This is a genomic window from Fictibacillus iocasae (assembly GCF_042665465.1).
In the GTDB taxonomy this organism is placed as follows: domain Bacteria; phylum Bacillota; class Bacilli; order Bacillales; family Fictibacillaceae; genus Fictibacillus; species Fictibacillus iocasae.
In genome coordinates, this window is sequence record NZ_JBHTCP010000045.1 from 1 (window position 1) to 16,216 (window position 16,216).

Annotated in this window: 21 protein-coding genes; 3 read left to right on the plus strand and 18 right to left on the minus strand. The window is 48.2% G+C overall.

Annotated features, from left to right (window positions below; genetic code table 11):
* Positions 1-263: 263 nt before the first annotated feature.
* A complete protein-coding gene (locus tag ACFQPF_RS13135; protein ID WP_379750196.1) occupies positions 264-503 on the minus strand; it encodes a hypothetical protein in 240 nt (79 codons plus the stop codon).
* A 134-nt stretch (positions 504-637) separates the two neighbouring features.
* On the opposite strand from ACFQPF_RS13135, the gene pdaB reads away from it, so the two are divergent.
* Positions 638-1,399, plus strand: coding sequence for a polysaccharide deacetylase family sporulation protein PdaB (pdaB, locus tag ACFQPF_RS13140; protein ID WP_379750197.1), 762 nt, complete (start codon positions 638-640; stop codon positions 1,397-1,399).
* 43 nt (positions 1,400-1,442) lie between these two features.
* Here pdaB and ACFQPF_RS13145 read toward each other — a convergent pair whose 3' ends face one another.
* Positions 1,443-2,066 carry a KinB-signaling pathway activation protein gene (locus ACFQPF_RS13145; RefSeq protein ID WP_379750198.1) on the minus strand — a complete coding sequence of 208 codons (624 nt, stop codon included), beginning with the start codon at positions 2,064-2,066 and terminating at the stop codon, positions 1,443-1,445.
* Positions 2,067-2,210: 144 nt separating this feature from the next.
* Between ACFQPF_RS13145 and gerD the strand changes: the two genes are divergently transcribed.
* Entirely contained in the window at positions 2,211-2,843 is a 633-nt protein-coding gene (gerD, locus tag ACFQPF_RS13150) for a spore germination lipoprotein GerD (RefSeq protein WP_379750199.1), read from the plus strand.
* Positions 2,844-2,873: 30 nt separating this feature from the next.
* On the opposite strand, the gene ACFQPF_RS13155 is transcribed toward gerD, so the two are convergent.
* The 3 genes from ACFQPF_RS13155 to ACFQPF_RS13165 form a co-directional block, all read right to left on the minus strand.
* A complete protein-coding gene (locus ACFQPF_RS13155; protein ID WP_379750200.1) occupies positions 2,874-3,908 on the minus strand; it encodes an Mrp/NBP35 family ATP-binding protein in 1,035 nt (344 codons plus the stop codon).
* Positions 3,909-4,021: 113 nt separating this feature from the next.
* Positions 4,022-4,747 (minus strand): N-acetylmuramoyl-L-alanine amidase CwlD, encoded by a 726-nt coding sequence (cwlD, locus tag ACFQPF_RS13160; protein WP_379750201.1) that lies wholly within the window; start codon positions 4,745-4,747, stop codon positions 4,022-4,024.
* A 191-nt stretch (positions 4,748-4,938) separates the two neighbouring features.
* Entirely contained in the window at positions 4,939-5,379 is a 441-nt protein-coding gene (locus tag ACFQPF_RS13165; RefSeq protein ID WP_379750202.1) for a DUF2521 family protein, read from the minus strand.
* A gap of 195 nt (positions 5,380-5,574) precedes the next feature.
* On the opposite strand from ACFQPF_RS13165, the gene ACFQPF_RS13170 reads away from it, so the two are divergent.
* Positions 5,575-7,038 carry a peptidase G2 autoproteolytic cleavage domain-containing protein gene (locus ACFQPF_RS13170; RefSeq protein ID WP_379750203.1) on the plus strand — a complete coding sequence of 488 codons (1,464 nt, stop codon included), beginning with the start codon at positions 5,575-5,577 and terminating at the stop codon, positions 7,036-7,038.
* A gap of 175 nt (positions 7,039-7,213) precedes the next feature.
* Here ACFQPF_RS13170 and rpsI read toward each other — a convergent pair whose 3' ends face one another.
* The 13 genes from rpsI to ACFQPF_RS13235 form a co-directional block, all read right to left on the minus strand.
* Positions 7,214-7,606, minus strand: coding sequence for a 30S ribosomal protein S9 (rpsI, locus tag ACFQPF_RS13175; RefSeq protein ID WP_379750204.1), 393 nt, complete (start codon positions 7,604-7,606; stop codon positions 7,214-7,216).
* Between the two features lie 18 nt (positions 7,607-7,624).
* Positions 7,625-8,062: a 50S ribosomal protein L13 gene (gene rplM / locus ACFQPF_RS13180; RefSeq protein WP_379750205.1), complete on the minus strand. Its 438-nt coding sequence runs from the start codon at positions 8,060-8,062 to the stop codon at positions 7,625-7,627.
* 197 nt (positions 8,063-8,259) lie between these two features.
* Positions 8,260-9,003 (minus strand): tRNA pseudouridine(38-40) synthase TruA, encoded by a 744-nt coding sequence (truA, locus tag ACFQPF_RS13185; RefSeq protein ID WP_379750206.1) that lies wholly within the window; start codon positions 9,001-9,003, stop codon positions 8,260-8,262.
* Positions 9,004-9,019: 16 nt separating this feature from the next.
* On the minus strand, positions 9,020-9,817 hold the full coding sequence (locus ACFQPF_RS13190; RefSeq protein WP_379750207.1) for an energy-coupling factor transporter transmembrane component T family protein: 798 nt from the start codon (positions 9,815-9,817) through the stop codon (positions 9,020-9,022).
* Positions 9,817-10,683 (minus strand): energy-coupling factor ABC transporter ATP-binding protein, encoded by an 867-nt coding sequence (locus tag ACFQPF_RS13195; protein WP_379750208.1) that lies wholly within the window; start codon positions 10,681-10,683, stop codon positions 9,817-9,819. Before ACFQPF_RS13195 ends, ACFQPF_RS13190 begins: the two co-directional genes overlap by 1 nt.
* Positions 10,659-11,495: an energy-coupling factor ABC transporter ATP-binding protein gene (locus ACFQPF_RS13200; RefSeq protein ID WP_379750255.1), complete on the minus strand. Its 837-nt coding sequence runs from the start codon at positions 11,493-11,495 to the stop codon at positions 10,659-10,661. The genes ACFQPF_RS13195 and ACFQPF_RS13200 overlap by 25 nt, the downstream gene beginning before the upstream one ends.
* Before the next feature lie 1,706 nt (positions 11,496-13,201).
* Positions 13,202-13,564 (minus strand): 50S ribosomal protein L17, encoded by a 363-nt coding sequence (rplQ, locus tag ACFQPF_RS13205; protein ID WP_379750209.1) that lies wholly within the window; start codon positions 13,562-13,564, stop codon positions 13,202-13,204.
* A gap of 50 nt (positions 13,565-13,614) precedes the next feature.
* On the minus strand, positions 13,615-14,559 hold the full coding sequence (locus ACFQPF_RS13210) for a DNA-directed RNA polymerase subunit alpha (protein ID WP_379750210.1): 945 nt from the start codon (positions 14,557-14,559) through the stop codon (positions 13,615-13,617).
* Positions 14,560-14,715: 156 nt separating this feature from the next.
* Positions 14,716-15,111: a 30S ribosomal protein S11 gene (rpsK, locus tag ACFQPF_RS13215; RefSeq protein ID WP_094253169.1), complete on the minus strand. Its 396-nt coding sequence runs from the start codon at positions 15,109-15,111 to the stop codon at positions 14,716-14,718.
* Between the two features lie 20 nt (positions 15,112-15,131).
* Positions 15,132-15,497, minus strand: coding sequence for a 30S ribosomal protein S13 (gene rpsM, locus ACFQPF_RS13220; RefSeq protein WP_379750211.1), 366 nt, complete (start codon positions 15,495-15,497; stop codon positions 15,132-15,134).
* Between the two features lie 21 nt (positions 15,498-15,518).
* Complete coding sequence (gene rpmJ, locus ACFQPF_RS13225) at positions 15,519-15,632, minus strand: 50S ribosomal protein L36 (protein WP_007203526.1); 114 nt, start codon at positions 15,630-15,632, stop codon at positions 15,519-15,521.
* Between the two features lie 37 nt (positions 15,633-15,669).
* On the minus strand, positions 15,670-15,888 hold the full coding sequence (gene infA, locus ACFQPF_RS13230) for a translation initiation factor IF-1 (RefSeq protein WP_066237890.1): 219 nt from the start codon (positions 15,886-15,888) through the stop codon (positions 15,670-15,672).
* Entirely contained in the window at positions 15,881-16,201 is a 321-nt protein-coding gene (locus tag ACFQPF_RS13235; RefSeq protein WP_379750212.1) for an RNA-binding protein, read from the minus strand. Before ACFQPF_RS13235 ends, infA begins: the two co-directional genes overlap by 8 nt.
* Positions 16,202-16,216: the final 15 nt, after the last annotated feature.

Genomic DNA, 16,216 nt, shown 5'->3' on the forward strand with positions numbered 1-16,216 from the left:
CTTGTTTAAAACTGACGGAATTCATTTAATTCCTTACCTATGCTTTTGTTCAGTTTTCAAAGAACTTTTTGTTTGCCGCTCGTTTTGGCGACTTTATTAAGATACCACCGTTCAATGCTGCTTGTCAACAACGTTTTGAACTTTTTTTAATATCTTATTTTCGCTTGAATCTGCTTCGCATTTGCTTAGTGCAACTGGCCGAAGCGACAAGAAGTAATATACCATCTGCTTGGCAGCTTGGTCAACACCTTTTTTAAAATTGATTATAAATTATAGATTTTCCGTCTCAAATACTTTCGGCAGTCTGCTGGGCCAGCTATTCTCCGGAACAAGCTGAACATGATTTGATAACGGTCCTCAAGCGCAGACTTCACGATTTTATCGATCCGCTCGTCTGTTAAATCAAATATAATCTCTTCCATTTCCTTCTTCAGTAAATATTCAAATTCTCTAATCTCTTGCTGATTCATCATCATTCCGAGCACATAGACACCTCTTTCCATATTTCTCCTTTCATTATGTCCATGGCTGGCTGTCACTATCATGCTTTATGAAAATGTCGAACAAAAAAAGTCATATGTATAGCCTGTCTTCATATTTTAAAACAAGAAAGACCGGACAAGGAGGCGGAGTAGGTATGAAATTCTTTATGATTATTAACGGCCGCAAAATCAAACAGTATATGGTCGTCGTATTTGCTGCATTTTTTGCAGCGGCACTGGCCTTTTTAAGTCAAGAGCAGCTCGCTGTCTTCTCGAGCAAGGAAGGACCTCGTGCTATTTATAAGGGTGAGGAAAAAGGGAATAAAGTCGCTTTAACTTTTGATATTAGCTGGGGTGAGAAACGGGCACTGCCGATTTTAGATATTTTAAAGGATGAGGGAATCAAAAATTGCACGTTCTTCCTCTCAGCTGCATGGGCCGAACGGCACCCTGAGATTGTAGAGCGGATCGTGAAGGACGGCCATGAAATCGCGAGTCTTGGTTATCAGTACAAGGATTATACCGATTTTGAAGACCGGCAAGTCAAGAGGGATATTCTAACCGCCCAAGAAAAGCTGAAGAAAGTGTCTGGAAAGATGACTTCTCTTCTTCGTCCGCCAAATGGCAGCTTCGATAAAAGAGTACTGAACATTTCTGAGGATTTAAATCATACGGTTGTTCATTGGAGCGTGGATACGAAGGACTGGAAGAACCCTGGTGTCGATAAAATCGTTCAGAATGCAACGGAGGATGTACAGGGGGGAGACATTATTCTTCTTCATGCATCAGATTCGGTGAAGCAGACGCATAAGGCGCTGCCGAATATTATTCAAAAGCTCAAGGATGACGGCTATAAGTTCGTCAGTGTGACAGAAATGATCGCCAACACACAGGCGAGCAGCAATGAGCTGAACTAAAGCGAGAGAGCCCTGCGCCATAAAGGCGAGGGCTCTCTTTGTTTTACTTTCGTGCAGCAGCACCTGTATGGGAGGGTTTGGTTTTGTTCTGACTTTGATTTAAACGGTGAAGCATGAGGATCTGATACGTGTTACACAAGATGAGCGGCACGAATGTGATCCACATGGAGATCGGGTTGTTTTGTTTTAGAACGGGCACCCATTCAAGTGTGGTGACAACTGTGATAAAAAATAACGTCGGAATGAACGCTGCCTGGTTCGTACGGTTTCTTTTTATCACTGCGATGGCCAGCGCATACAAAAGCAGTGCAGCTGGGATCGCGATATACGGCCAAAGTGCTTCTCCCTCTTTATGGAATGATGTATATCGCAAATAGAAAAGGTCAAAGACAACGACTGCGATAACAAGCAGCTGAACCGCTTCCCAAAGACCTTTCGACTTAAAAATTCCCAGCCCAAACCGGTGAACAGTCAAGTACGCAAAAAAGCCCATTTGGCTGAAAACGCTGAAAAGCGCTCCAAAGCCGATCAATCCGATAATATATATGCCGATTTCCTTAAAGCTGCCGCCGTCAGGAAATTGAAGAACAAAGCCAGTGATGATCGCGCTGATTGTTCCAATAAGTAAAGTCGTGGTAAATAAAAACACCCAGTTTCTTGAGTTCACGTGAGTATCCTCCTATTCGTTTCCGATTTCGATTGTACCATAATCACGCTTTGAAAATTCCAGTTTTCCTTTATTTGTTCAGTATATTTCACCTCTATTTTCCCATTCTAATACTAAGATCCAATTAGAAAGGAGGGAGCAGAAATGAAAAAGTCATGGATCGTGTTCCTGCTCTTCTGTTCACTTCTTCTTTCGATGAGCGGATGTGCTCAAAAAGAGGCGCAGGGCTCAAGCCAGATGGATTACGAAGCAACAAAGAAAATGCTCGTGGACCTGCTGAAGACAGAAGATGGGAAAAAGGCTATGATGGAAGTCCTGTCTGATGAAAAAATGCAGAAACAGCTCCTCATGGAAAGTGAAGTCATCAAGAAAACCATAGAAGAACAGCTGCTCACACCAAAAGGCCAGAAGTTTTGGACAGAGCTTTTTAAAGACCCTAAGTTCGCGGCCGCTTATGCCAAAAGCATGAAAAAAGAGCATGAAAAGCTCATGAAGGACTTAATGAAGGATCCTGAATATCAAGCGGCTGTCATGAAAATCATGCAGAATCCACAGATGGCTGCAAAGCTGCTGGAGCTTGTGAACAGCCAGCCTGTTCGAAAAGAAATGAAAAAAGTGATGCTCGAAACGTTTGAAAGCCCGATCGTCAAAGCGCAGATCAGTGAAATGCTGAAAAAAGCGGCGCATGAAGAAATCGACCAGACTCTGTCCAAAAAAGGCGGAGCAGGCGGCGGCTCAGAAGAGCAAAAAGCCCAGGAATCGAGCACCACACAATAAAACCTCCCGCTATCCGCAGGAGGCTTTTCTTTATTTACCTGTTTTTTCGATCACTTTTTTCGCGATCTGGATGTAGTGCTCGCCGATTGGATGTGCGGAGTCATATACGCTTGGCGCGAAGTCGTTTTCGTCGATATCCGGCTGGCCGAGCGGAATGTTGCCGAGCACTGGCACCATCAGCTCTTCAGACAGACGGTCACCGCCGCCTTTACCAAAGATGTACTCCTTCTCGCCTGTTATCTTGCTTTCGAAATACGCCATGTTCTCGACGATCCCGAGAATCTCATGGTCGGTTTTCAGTGCCATGCTTCCCGCTCGTGCCGCGACGAAAGCAGCTGTCGCATGCGGTGTGGTTACGATCACTTCACGGCACTTTGGCAGCATCTTATGCACATCGAGCGCGACGTCCCCTGTTCCTGGCGGAAGATCGAGCAGCATGTAATCCAGCTCTCCCCATTCTACTTCGCTGAAAAAGTTGTTCAGCATTTTGCCGAGCATCGGGCCGCGCCAAATGACCGGTGCGTTATCTTCCACGAAGAACGCCATCGAGATCACCTTGACCCCAAAGCGCTCTACAGGGAAGATTCGCTCTCCCCTTACTTTCGGACGTTCCTGAATGCCCATCATATCCGGCACACTGAAACCATAGATGTCAGCGTCGATCAAGCCGACCTTCTTGCCAAGACGTGCTAACGCAACAGCTAGGTTAACGGATACGGTCGATTTTCCGACGCCGCCTTTACCGCTCGCGATGGCGATGAACTCGGTTTTGCTGTTTTTGGACAAAAGCGGCGGAACACCCGGTTCTGGTGCTGGAGGTGCATCCTCTTTCACTTCAAAACGCAGGCCGACTGATTCAGCGCCTGCTCCTTTCAACACCGCCACAACCTGCTGCTGCAGCTGCATCTGTTCCGGTGTGCCTGTCTGGGCGATAGCCAGCTTCAAGCCGACATAGCCCTCTTTTATCTTGAGCTCGCGGATGCTTCCGCTCTCCACAAGGCTTTTATGTAAAAATGGGTCTTGAACGGATTGTAATAGCTCGATTACTTTTTCTTCTGTAAGCACAAAGACACATCCTTTTTCCACGTAAGTATAAAGCGATTATACCATACTCCATGAAAGTGCTTACTTAAATAGGCCGCGAAAAACGGAATTCCGTTTCGCAGCCCTCATACGGCTTATTCTTCTGTCTGTGCGGGAACTTTTTCTTTCGTATAATAGCGAAGGATGCCTTGATAGATGGAAGCGGAAATTTTCTGCTGGTAGGACTTGGTCTTCAAATACTCCCGCTCGGTCGGGTTGGATAAAAAGCCGACCTCGACTAAAGCGCCTGGTATCTCGGCCGTTCGCAGCAGATAGAGGCCGGACATCGATTTGGCAAGCCGGTCTGTGTTCTCGAGGTTACGGATCAGTTCGTCCTGTATCATGCGTGATAACCGCTCTTCCTGCTTTCGTGCAGGATGGTAAAACACTTGTGCGCCTCGCCATTTGGAAGAAGGCAGTGAGTTCAGGTGGATACTGATGAACAAATCGGCGTCTGAACCATTGATGATTTCTTTTCGATGCCTTAAATCTTCATTCTTTCGGTGACGCAGCTTCTTCGTTCCTTTATCCGCCAGATCACGATCCACTTCTCTTGTCATGATGACAAGCGCCCCTGATTCTTGCAAATAGTCACGCAGCATAAGCGAAATATTGAGCGCCACCTCTTTTTCAAGCACCGATCCATCCCCAATCGCCCCTCCGTCAGGTCCGCCGTGTCCTGGATCAATCACGACAACTTTTCCCGAAAGCGGCATGTTCCACGAACGCCACGAATCTTTATCTGTGAATTGATACGTTAACATAAACAGCAGCGCCGAGCATGCCAGTGCAAGCGCCGTCCGCCTCATCCACCTTTTCATGATCTGTAGTCCTCCCGCCAATCTCGATACCTCATGTATATGGGACAAGGGAGGGAGATATGATTGATTTCCATGTCGGTGAGAATGGCCAACTTTCCACAAAAAATTGGACACTATTCAAGCTATTTCAGGCAGCTTACCCGCAGGATCTTCGGGAATATAATATAAAAAACGGGCACTTGGCCCGTTATTTAGTGCAGCTTCATCCGATATCTTTTTTCGCCGTTTCTGTAGCCTTCCATCCACCATACCTGGACGTAGGCCTCGCAGCACATGTGAAGTGATTCCATCATCATTTCGGTTCCCCAGCACCAGAACTGCCAATATTCGAACAAGCTATCGGTGATATTTTTTTCTTTTTGCGCACTGCGGGCTTTGATCGTTTGCAGTGTTTCCCCGTGGTACGCGAAGCGGCTGTATGCCGCTCCGGCTAAATAGGCGTCAATCGCGATATCGATGCATGCGTCTTCTAAGTCCTGCTGATATAAAAGGGAGTATTGGAAAAAAGGCTGAAAAATGCGCTGTATTTCTTTTTTAATGTCAGTGAGTGAAAGATCGCGCAGGACCTTGCGCTCGAACTGCTCTTTTTTGTATTTTTGCTTTTCCCTGAAGTTCGTGAACAACTCTGCCATGGTTATCCTCTTCCTGCACGTTTAGGCGCTTTATCTTTTCTTATTATCAGCTTTTGCATTGAGCGTTGTGAGCATTCTGCGTAAATGATGGGAAATGCCGAATTACATGGTCTAAACTGCTTGTGCCTTTCCATAAAAATGAACATGACAAAAGGTTAAAATTATAGAATGAATTGCAGGAAATGAGGGATAATCATGCAAGATGGCTGCGAACGAATGGCGCTCGGGACGTGTTCTACGGCCGAAGGTTTTCAGACACAGGCCGCTGGCCGTTACTCCCATGCGGAAGGCTCCAACACGATCGCGAACGGAGCGGCTTCCCATGCCGAAGGGTTTAAAACGAATGCCAATGGCCCTGCATCGCACGCAGAGGGCAGCTCAAACAACGCATACGGCAGCGCCGCTCATTGCGAGGGATACTTAACACAGACCTTAGCGGATATGGCGCATGCCGAGGGCTTTTCCACCTCCGCTCAAGGACCTGCTTCTCACGCGGAGGGGCAAAGCACGGTGGCAACTGGACGTGCCGCACATGCGGAAGGCAGCTCAAGCACCGCATCCGGTCAGGCATCTCATGCGGAAGGCAGCTTAACGACAGCCTCAGGCATCGCCGCTCATGCAGAAGGAGAATTTACGACAGCATCCGGACTCGTCTCTCACGCAGAGGGGCAAGGCACGATCGCTGAGGGCGAGTCTTCTCACTCAGAAGGCGATACAACCCGCGCACGCGGCAGAGCATCACATGCCGAAGGAAATCTGACGCTCGCCAGCGGCAGTTTCTCCCATGCCGAGGGACAACGGACGATCGCTTTTGGCGACCTCTCGCATGCCCAAGGAAATCAAAGCCAGGCCATTGGGCAAAATTCGCATGCGGAAGGGGCTTTAACCATTGCCAATGGGTTCAATTCGCACGCTGAAGGGGTCAATACTGTCGCCTCTGGATCCTTTTCTCATACCGAGGGACAGTCGACCAATGCGAACACGTTTGAAGGGGTTCATGTGATGGGCCAGTTCGGTGCAGCCAACGAGCTGAGCTATTCGTGGTATTTGGCGAATGGAACGGACGCCTCCACTCCCGGACTTGCTGCCAAAATTTTAAGCAACGGCAATGTTAAAATAGATGGCACGGTCAGCTCCCCTGCAGCTGATTATGCGGAAATGTTCGAAATCGCTGACGGAGAACCGATCGGGCATGGTTACTTTATTGCGCTTTCCGGTGACAAGGCACGCATAGCCACTTCTGCCGATGATTATATTGTCGGCATCACGAGCGCACGTCCGGCGTTTTTGTCCGACAGCGGTGAAATGAGATGGAAGAACAAGTTCTTAACAGACGAATGGGGAGACATTTTATATGAACAGGTAACGCTGCCTGAAGTCGCTGATGGATATGGTGGAAGGGTGTTACCAGAGAGGGAGATGGTGCGTCCAAGGCTGAACCCTGATTACCGGCCGTCCGATGAATATGTCCCTCGCCTCGAAAGAAAGGAGTGGATCGCGGTCGGCATGCTCGGCAAGCTGCTCGTGCGTGACAACGGGGAGTGCCAGCCTGATCAATATTGCGCGCCAAATGACAGCGGAATAGCTGTTCCGGCCGCAAACGGCTACCGCGTATTGAAGCGAACAGGTCCTAATCAGGTTTTGGTGCTCTTTCGGTAGGTGGTGGTTGAAGCAGATATGTAGTTTTCAGGTCAAAATGAAGATTTGCGGGTCGAATGAGGTGTGTTTCGAGTAGATACGGCGGATAATCGGGTCGAAATTTTAAAAAGCGGGTCCAACTACGAAAAAACCCCCAGCCACATGGGCTCGGGGTTTTCCATAATCGTTCCAAAGATTAACGCTTTGAGAACTGAGGTGCACGGCGTGCGCCTTTAAGACCGTACTTCTTACGCTCTTTCATACGAGCGTCACGAGTAAGGAATCCAGCAGACTTCAAAGTTCCGCGGAACTCAGGGTCAGCTTGAAGCAATGCACGAGAAACACCGTGGCGGATTGCGCCCGCTTGTCCAGTGTATCCTCCGCCAGAAACGTTAACTAGAACGTTGTACTTGCCTAGTGTATCTGTTTCGTTAAGCGGCTGCTTCACGATCAATTTTAAAGTTTCTAATCCGAAATATTCGTCGATGCTGCGTCCGTTGATGACAATTTGTCCTTCGCCAGGAACTAATCGTACACGTGCTACGGAGTGCTTACGACGTCCAGTGCCATAGTATTGAACTTGTGCCACGTAAATACCCTCCTCTTATTATCCGCGTAATTCGTAGTTTTCAGGCTTTTGTGCTTGGTGGTTATGTTCTGAACCAGCATACACATGAAGCTTTTTGAACATTTTGCGTCCAAGGCTGTTCTTAGGAAGCATGCCTTTGATCGCTAACTCAAGCATTTGAACCGGACGAGTTGTGCGCATTTCAAGAGCCGTTCTCGTACGTAGTCCGCCTGGGTGTCCAGTGTGACGGTAGTAGATCTTGTCGCTTAACTTCTTACCAGTTAAGTGGATCTTCTCAGCATTGATGATGATTACGTTGTCACCAGTGTCAACGTGTGGTGTAAAAATCGGCTTGTGCTTTCCGCGAAGGATAGATGCAACTTCACTTGCAAGACGTCCTAGAGTCTTTCCTTCTGCGTCGATCACGTACCATTTACGTTCTACTTCAGCAGCTTTCGCCATGAATGTCGTACGCATGTGTTTTTCCCTCCTGTATGTTCAATCGCTAAATCGCATAAATTGTATATGTGTCATTTCCCGAGATATCTCCGGGGCAGTGGCGATATCATTTAGAAATACCAAAATATATCTTATAATACTATAACAACGATGTCAAGCGTATCACAATATTTTATCGTGATTTTTATCATGAAATCTCCGCAATCCTTTGGTCCTTATTCCTCATAAAAAACGCGGTTAAGATAAAGCCCGTGGGCCGGAGCCGTTTTTCCCGCTTTCGTCCGGTCTCGCGCACGCAGCAGCTCCGAAATGCTGCCTGGTTCAATCTTGCCCTGCCCCACATCCAGAAGCGTGCCGACAATGATTCTGACCATGTTATACAAAAAACCGTCGCCTCTTATCGTGATCGTCCAGTCTGCCCCATCTCTTAAAAGCTCAAGGTGGTGAATCGTCCTCACTTTATCCTCGACCTCTGAGCGTGCAGAACAGAAAGAGGTGAAATCGTGCGTACCGAGAAAATGAGGGATCGCCGCATCCAGGAGTTCTGCGTCCAATGGATAAGGAAAATGGCTCGCATAGTTCCGTTGAAACACGTCTCCTTGGCGGGAAGTGTTCAGCTTGTACACATATTCCTTCCCCACAGCCGAGAACCGGGCATGAAACGTACTTTCCGCTTCCTGCGCGTCAAGCACGCGTATATCGGCCGGAAGAAGGGCGTTAAGCGCTTTGATCCATCTTTCAGGGGTGATGGCAAGACTGCTGTCAAAATGCAGTACCTGACCCCTTGCATGGACGCCTGCGTCTGTACGGCCAGAAGCAGACACGGGTACCGGACCCCCTTTGTGCATCACCGCAAGACAGCGTTCGATCTCCCCCTGCACCGTGCGGCCCGCTGGCTGGATCTGATAGCCCGCAAAGCCCGTGCCATCGTAAGCTATCGTCAGCTTGTATCGTGTCATCTTCGTCCAAGCTCCTCTACGACCGGGTGAAGAACAGAACAGCTGTCAGCATGAACAATGACACAATCGCGAGTGTATCGCGCATCTGCCAGTTCAGCTCCCTTAGCCGTGTTCTTCCTTCTCCGCCTCGGTATCCTCTAGATTCCATCGCGATCGCCAGTTCTTCCGCCCGTTTAAAGGCCGAAACAAACAGCGGGATGAGCAAAGGCACGAATGCTTTTACTCGTTCCTTGACCGGACCGCTCGTAAAATCCGCTCCGCGAGCCATCTGTGCTTTCATGATCTTCTCCGTCTCCTGCAGCAATGTCGGGATAAACCGCAGCGAGATGCTCATCATTAGCGCAAACTCATGAACGGGCAGCTTCACCTTTTTCAGGGGATGAAGCAAATACTCCAGACCGTCGGTGATGTCGATCGGTGTGGTCGTCAATGTCAGAAGCGAGGTCATCATCACAAGCAAAATCAATCGGAGCGAGATGAACAAGCCCTGAATAACGCCGCCTTCATATATTTTCAACCAGCCGAGGTCGAGCAGCACGTCTCCCTCTTTTGTCATGAGTACATGAAGGATGAGGGTGAAGAACACAAGAAAGAAAACAGGCTTCAGCCCTCTGTACAAATAGCTGGCAGGAACGCCAGAGCTTGCAAGCACGAGCACTGTGAAAAGGGCGGCTGCGCCGTACGAAATCAAGTTGTTCGCCAAAAAGATGACAAAGATAAAGAGAAACGATGACAACAGCTTAGACCGCGGATCCATCCGGTGCAGGACCGACGACGCTGGATAATATTGCCCGATAATCACATTTTGCAGCATTATCGCCGACCCTCCTTCCATTCGGAAGCGAGCACGGCGGCAAGGGCTTCTGCCGTAAATTGAGACAGCTCGTGCCTTACACCTGACACCGCATGCCATTTATGCAGAAACTTCACCGTCTCCGGCACGTCCAGACTCGCCTCTTTCAGCTTGTCTTCTTGTTTGAAAATGTCAGGCGGGATCCCTTGCATGAACACCGCGCCATTGTGCATGACCACGATCTCATCGGCATACTTGGCGGCATCCTCCATGCTGTGCGTCACAAGGATCGTCGTCAGCTTTCGGTCATGATGTAGCTTAGCGAACAGCTCCATGATTTCGTTGCGCCCGGAAGGATCGAGTCCTGCCGTTGGCTCATCGAGGATGAGCACATCCGGTTTCATCGCCAGAACACCGGCGATCGCGACACGGCGCATCTGGCCGCCGCTTAAATCGAAGGGCGATTTATCCTTCACGTCCGCCGGGAGACCGACGAGTTGGATCATTTCTTTTGCGCGCTCTTTTGCTTCTGATTCAGGTGTGCCGAAATTCATCGGACCAAACATGATGTCTTTTTCCACGGTTTCTTCAAATAGCTGGTGCTCCGGATATTGAAACACAATGCCCACCTTTTTACGCAGACTCTTCATGTCCCGCTTCTTATCCCCTGCAGCCCACTCATCCTCACCCATCATGATGCTGCCAGATGTCGGCTTCAGCAGGCCGTTCAAATGCTGAATGAGTGTGGACTTTCCTGAACCCGTATGGCCGATCAGCGCAAGAAAAGTGCCATCTGCAATCTGCAGGCTGATCTCTTTTAAAGCGAGGCGCTCATAAGGAGAGCCTGGCATATAGCGGTGCTCTAGCTGCCTGATTTCAATGTCCATAATGCTCTCACCAACTCTTCCTGCGTTAAATAGTCCCGTGTTAACGGCACGCCTTCTGCCCGCAGCTGCTGACTCAGCTTAACGGAAAAAGGCGTGTCGAGCCCTGCATCAAGGATAAGGCTCGTGTTCGAAAAAACATCCGAGGGCGAACCAATCGCCGATAAGCGCCCTTTGTTCATGACAAGTACTCTGTCCGAATGCAGCGCCTCCTCCAGGTCATGGGTGATCGAGATAACCGTGATCCCCTTCTCCCGGTTCAGCTCTCTTACCGTCTGAAGCACTTCCTTGCGACCAAGCGGATCAAGCATCGACGTCGCTTCATCCAAAATGATGATGCTCGGCTGCTGCGCGAGTATTCCCGCAATCGCCACGCGCTGCTTCTGACCGCCTGAGAGAAGATGCGGCTCCTGGTCCAAATACTCCTGCATTCCCACGTGCTGAACGCTCTCGTTGATTCTTTGGATCATCTCATCACGCGGCACCCCAAAGTTCTCAAGGCCAAACGCGATATCGTCTCTCACACTCGTTCCGACAAACTGGTTATCCGGGTTCTGAAACACGACTCCGACACGGCGCCTGATCTCCCACAGCTCGTCCATGTTCGTCGTCGTCAGCCCTTCCACCTCAACACTTCCGCTATCCGGAAGCAAAAGACCATTCAAAAGCTTCGCCAGCGTCGACTTCCCCGACCCATTATGCCCGGTAATCGACAGCCACTCTCCTTTATTACACGAAAAGCTCACATTTTTTAGCGCAAGCTCTGTCTCAGCCGGATACTTGAAAACCACATCATTCACCCTCAAGATTTCCATCAAGACTCGATCCCTCCCCTAAGCTGTCCATACTAAACTGCTCTCTGCTCATGATTATAACGCAATTTGTGTGTATCATTAAAATGCACTGCTATTTAAGGATTCAAGAAGAAGTTGATTTCCGTTCCAGGCGCACGCTTTCCGCGGGGTGAGCGGTGAGCCCTTTTGTCGCTTCGCGCCTTTAAAAGGTCTCACCTGTCTCACTCATCCCGCAGGATAAGGAAAGCTGTGTAACAGGACATCGCACGAAGAAAAAGTGAACTTCTTTTTCGAGGAGTCGGCGCCTTACACTCCAATCAACTAAATCAACGAAGAATTCAAGGTGATTAAGCAACCTTTATGAATTAAGTCATTAGCGTTGTTTTGTATCATACCGTTATTGAAGTTATTCAAGGAAGATGACTTCTGCAAGACAACACTCAAAATTCAAGCTTTAATCTGTATAATAACTGAATGACAGCCGCATCTGCCACTAAGCAGTCAGCCAGCACCAAGAACGAACTTTATCTTCTTCAAAATAGCCAATTTCTTTTAGACTTATTTATTGTTATGGCTTGCTACTTCTTCAAAAAAGTAAAACCATCGCCTGATCCAAGACACCTGACAGGATGTAGCTGTAAAATAACGGAATGTCAGCCGCAATTAGCTAATTGTCGCCCGAGTTTTACTCTAGCTCAGCCGCTTTCACACCAAACTCACCTGCGCCGTTGCATAACCCGTCTGTATACATGCATAACACAGCCGCGCCGGCCTCGAAAACCTTCGAGGAAAGCTCAGAATCCCATTTCTCCGCCTGAAATACCAGCAAAACTGGCGCAACAGTTCTTTGGCTTCCAAAAACATCATGCTCAGCACATTCAAAGGTTAACATTAAAACCTAAAAGGCCGGATAGGTCTACTTGCTTCTCAAAAACAGTCTGCGCTTACTCATTACCACCTTCGAATCCTTCTCTGCAAGTTGATCGGAGTGAAAGGTGCCGACTCCAGCGGGACGAGTGGGAAGGTGAGACCCTTCAATGGCGCGTGCGACGAAGGGGCTCACCTCCCGCCCCGCGGAAAGCGTGCACCTGTAACGCAGATCGACCTCATCTCAGAATCCCGCAAGGCATCGAAGTAACATGAGAAGCTAAAAGGCTGGGATTATGTTACTCGCTTTTCACATACGGAGTGCGCTGAAGCCTTATCACCTTCGAGTCCTTCCCTGCAAGTCGATCGGAGTGAAAGGTGCCGACTCCTCGAAAATGAACACCGCATTTTCTTCGTGCGATGTCTTGCTTCGAGCCTTCCTTAGACGATTGGCTAGCGAAGGGGCTCACCTGTGACGCGAATCAACTTTATCTTAGAATCCAGAAAGGCTTCGAAGTAACATTAAAAGCTAAAAGGTTTGGATATAGTACTTGCTTTTCGCAAACAGTCTGCGCTAAATCATTATCACCTTCGAATCCTTCCCTGCAAGTTGATCGGAGTGAAAGGTGCCGACTCCAGCGGGATGAGTGAGACAGGTGAGACCTTCCGAAGGCGCTTGCGACGGAAGGGCTCACCGCTCACCCCGCGGAAAGCGTGCACCTGTAACGCAGATCGACCTCATCTCAGAATCCTACAAGGCATCGAAGATTGCTAACTTAAACACTAACATATCTTTTTGAGCAAACAAAAAAGGGCAAGACCCGAATCCGTGAAGACCCTATCCCGCCCTTTGATGCGTATTAAACTAATTCAATGATAACCATCGGCGCACCGTCTCCACGGCGAGGTCCGATTTTCGCGATGCGAGTGTAACCTCCGCTGCGCTCTGCATAGCGTGGTGCAAGATCAGTGAAAAGTTTCTGAAGTGAACGCTGTCCAGTCTCTTCATTAGCGATTTCGTTACGCATGAATGAAGCCGCTTGACGGCGAGCGTGAAGGTCTCCACGCTTTCCAAGTGTAATCATCTTTTCAGCGAATTTGCGAACTTCCTTAGCTCGCGCTTCCGTTGTTTCGATGCGCTCGTTAATGATCAAGTCTGTTGTCAAATCACGAAGCATAGCTTTGCGAATGGAAGACACACGACCTAACTTTTGGTATCCCATGAGATATTCCCTCCTTCTGCGATAACTCTGAATCTATGATGGCTTAAAGATTAATCTTCAGCGCGTAAGGCAAGACCAAGCTCTTCTAGCTTCTCTTGAACTTCTTCAAGAGATTTCTTTCCGAGGTTGCGTACCTTCATCATATCTTCTTCTGATTTATTTGCAAGTTCTTGAACTGTGTTAATGCCAGCGCGCTTGAGGCAGTTGTAAGAACGAACAGAAAGATCAAGCTCCTCGATCGTCATCTCTAGAACTTTTTCCTTTTGGTCTTCTTCTTTTTCAACCATAATTTCCGCTTTTTGCGCTTGATCCGTTAACCCGACAAAAATGTTCAGGTGTTCCGTGATGATCTTCGCTCCAAGGGAAACCGCCTCTTCTGGACGGATGCTGCCATCTGTCCATACGTCAAGCGTTAACTTGTCATAGTTTGTAACTTGACCGACACGCGTGTTTTCTACTTGGTAGTTCACACGTGAGATCGGTGTATAAATAGAATCCACCGGAATAACTCCGATCGGCAGATCTTCACGCTTGTTGCCTTCAGCCTGGATGTATCCACGGCCGCGCTTTGCTGTCAGCTTCATTTGGAAATGAGCGCCTTCAGACAAAGTAGCAATGTGAAGATCAGGATTCAGGATTTCTACATCACTGTCGTGCGTAATGTCGCCAGCTGTAACGACTCCTTCGCCCTGCACATCAATCTCAAGAGTCTTATCTTCTTCAGAATAAATCTTCATTGCGAGCTTCTTCAAGTTCAAGATGATCGTAGTAACATCTTCTACTACACCTTCAACTGTAGAGAACTCGTGCAATACTCCATTAATCTGAATGGATGTGATAGCTGCTCCAGGAAGTGAGGATAACAGGATACGACGTAAGGAGTTGCCTAGAGTAGTCCCATATCCACGCTCGAGTGGTTCAACAACAAACTTTCCGTATGTGGCATCGTCGCTGATTTCAACCGTTTCGATTCTTGGCTTTTCGATTTCGATCATTCAACTAACCCTCCTTCAAACGTCGAACCTCGGCTGGGCTCATAGCCCTGCCGAAATTCCCCAATAGGCATTCCCGACATTTAATAACCAAAACGATATATTCCACATAACCATTATAGACAGGCTAGTGGAATATATACCCATCGCGTATAAAAATTATACGCGGCGGCGTTTTGGAGGACGGCATCCGTTGTGAGGAACCGGAGTAACGTCACGAATTGCAGTTACTTCCAATCCTACCGCTTGAAGGGCACGGATTGCAGCTTCACGTCCAGCACCAGGGCCTTTAACGGAAACTTCAAGAGTCTTCATTCCGTGCTCCTGAGCTGTTTTACCAGCTGTTTCAGCAGCCATTTGAGCTGCGAATGGAGTGGATTTACGAGAGCCTTTAAATCCTAGGTGGCCAGCAGTCGCCCAAGATACAGCGTTCCCGTGAGTGTCAGTGATAGTAACGATCGTGTTGTTGAACGTAGAGCGGATGTGCGCTACGCCGCTTTCGATATTCTTTTTGACACGACGCTTACGTGTATTAGTTTTACGTGGCTTTGCCATTTAGATTCTACCTCCTTTACTTACTTTTTCTTATTCGCTACAGTACGGCGAGGTCCTTTACGAGTACGAGAGTTGTTCTTCGTATTTTGACCGCGAACCGGAAGTCCACGACGGTGACGTACACCACGGTATGCACCGATCTCGATTAGACGCTTAATGTTTAGGGACACTTCACGGCGAAGGTCACCTTCTACTTTGTGTGAGTCAAGGACTTCACGGATTTTGTTTAGTTCGTCTTCCGTAAGATCGCGAACACGAGTTTCTTCAGATACACCAGCAGCAGCTAGAACCTGCTGAGCTTTCGCTTTACCGATACCGAAGATGTATGTTAAAGAGATTACCACTCGCTTGTCGCGCGGAATGTCAACTCCAGCAATACGTGCCATTATCTTTGCACCTCCTTGATATTAACCTTGTTTTTGCTTATGTTTCGGGTTTTCACAGATTACCATTACAGTACCTCTGCGACGAATTACTTTACACTTTTCACAAATCGGCTTAACTGATGGTCTTACCTTCATTTTTATTAACCTCCTTATGTTCACGGAGTACGAAAATTTATTTGAAGCGATACGTAATGCGACCACGTGATAAGTCATATGGAGACAGTTCAACTGTCACTTTATCTCCTGGAAGGATCCGAATGTAGTGCATGCGGATCTTACCGGATACGTGAGCAAGAACTTTATGACCATTTTCCAGTTCCACACGAAACATGGCGTTCGGAAGAGGCTCGATTACCGTGCCTTCTACCTCAATAACATCATCTTTAGCCATCGACTTGATCTCCCTTCTTCAGAGCAATGACGTCCTCGTCGGAAAACTTCGCTACAGCATAACGCAGTTTGCCATTGGTTACACGGCCAGTTTCAAGAATACTTCTTGCAACTTCCGGTGAAGTAAAGTCCATCAGTTCTAAGTGATTCAGGTTTTTGCGTTTGGCTCGGTCGAATTTACGCTTGTCGCCGTCCGCGATGAGGACGAACCTTTCATCTTGGATACCGACGATGACCCCAAGCTTATCATTGTCACGGCCGTTTAGAATGCGAACCAGCTGCCCGAGTTTCGGACCATGATTGTATTCATTCACGCTCATCACCTGCAC

What these genes read in the sequence shown, in the direction of transcription:
- gerD (WP_379750199.1), top strand. Translation starts at nt 2,211, where the DNA reads ATGAAAAAGTCATGGATCGTGTTCCTGCTCTTCTGTTCACTTCTTCTT.
- ACFQPF_RS13210 (WP_379750210.1), bottom strand. Translation starts at nt 14,559, where the DNA reads ATGATCGAAATCGAAAAGCCAAGAATCGAAACGGTTGAAATCAGCGAC.
- ACFQPF_RS13165 (WP_379750202.1), bottom strand. Translation starts at nt 5,379, where the DNA reads ATGGCAGAGTTGTTCACGAACTTCAGGGAAAAGCAAAAATACAAAAAA.
- ACFQPF_RS13170 (WP_379750203.1), top strand. Translation starts at nt 5,575, where the DNA reads ATGCAAGATGGCTGCGAACGAATGGCGCTCGGGACGTGTTCTACGGCC.
- rpmJ (WP_007203526.1), bottom strand. Translation starts at nt 15,632, where the DNA reads ATGAAGGTAAGACCATCAGTTAAGCCGATTTGTGAAAAGTGTAAAGTA.
- ACFQPF_RS13195 (WP_379750208.1), bottom strand. Translation starts at nt 10,683, where the DNA reads ATGGACATTGAAATCAGGCAGCTAGAGCACCGCTATATGCCAGGCTCT.
- ACFQPF_RS13190 (WP_379750207.1), bottom strand. Translation starts at nt 9,817, where the DNA reads ATGCTGCAAAATGTGATTATCGGGCAATATTATCCAGCGTCGTCGGTC.
- rplM (WP_379750205.1), bottom strand. Translation starts at nt 8,062, where the DNA reads ATGCGTACGACATTCATGGCGAAAGCTGCTGAAGTAGAACGTAAATGG.
- infA (WP_066237890.1), bottom strand. Translation starts at nt 15,888, where the DNA reads ATGGCTAAAGATGATGTTATTGAGGTAGAAGGCACGGTAATCGAGCCT.
- truA (WP_379750206.1), bottom strand. Translation starts at nt 9,003, where the DNA reads ATGACACGATACAAGCTGACGATAGCTTACGATGGCACGGGCTTTGCG.
- rpsM (WP_379750211.1), bottom strand. Translation starts at nt 15,497, where the DNA reads ATGGCACGTATTGCTGGAGTTGACATTCCGCGCGACAAGCGAGTGGTA.
- cwlD (WP_379750201.1), bottom strand. Translation starts at nt 4,747, where the DNA reads ATGAAAAGGTGGATGAGGCGGACGGCGCTTGCACTGGCATGCTCGGCG.
- pdaB (WP_379750197.1), top strand. Translation starts at nt 638, where the DNA reads ATGAAATTCTTTATGATTATTAACGGCCGCAAAATCAAACAGTATATG.
- ACFQPF_RS13135 (WP_379750196.1), bottom strand. Translation starts at nt 503, where the DNA reads ATGGAAAGAGGTGTCTATGTGCTCGGAATGATGATGAATCAGCAAGAG.
- rpsK (WP_094253169.1), bottom strand. Translation starts at nt 15,111, where the DNA reads ATGGCAAAGCCACGTAAAACTAATACACGTAAGCGTCGTGTCAAAAAG.
- ACFQPF_RS13200 (WP_379750255.1), bottom strand. Translation starts at nt 11,495, where the DNA reads ATGGAAATCTTGAGGGTGAATGATGTGGTTTTCAAGTATCCGGCTGAG.
- rplQ (WP_379750209.1), bottom strand. Translation starts at nt 13,564, where the DNA reads ATGGGATACCAAAAGTTAGGTCGTGTGTCTTCCATTCGCAAAGCTATG.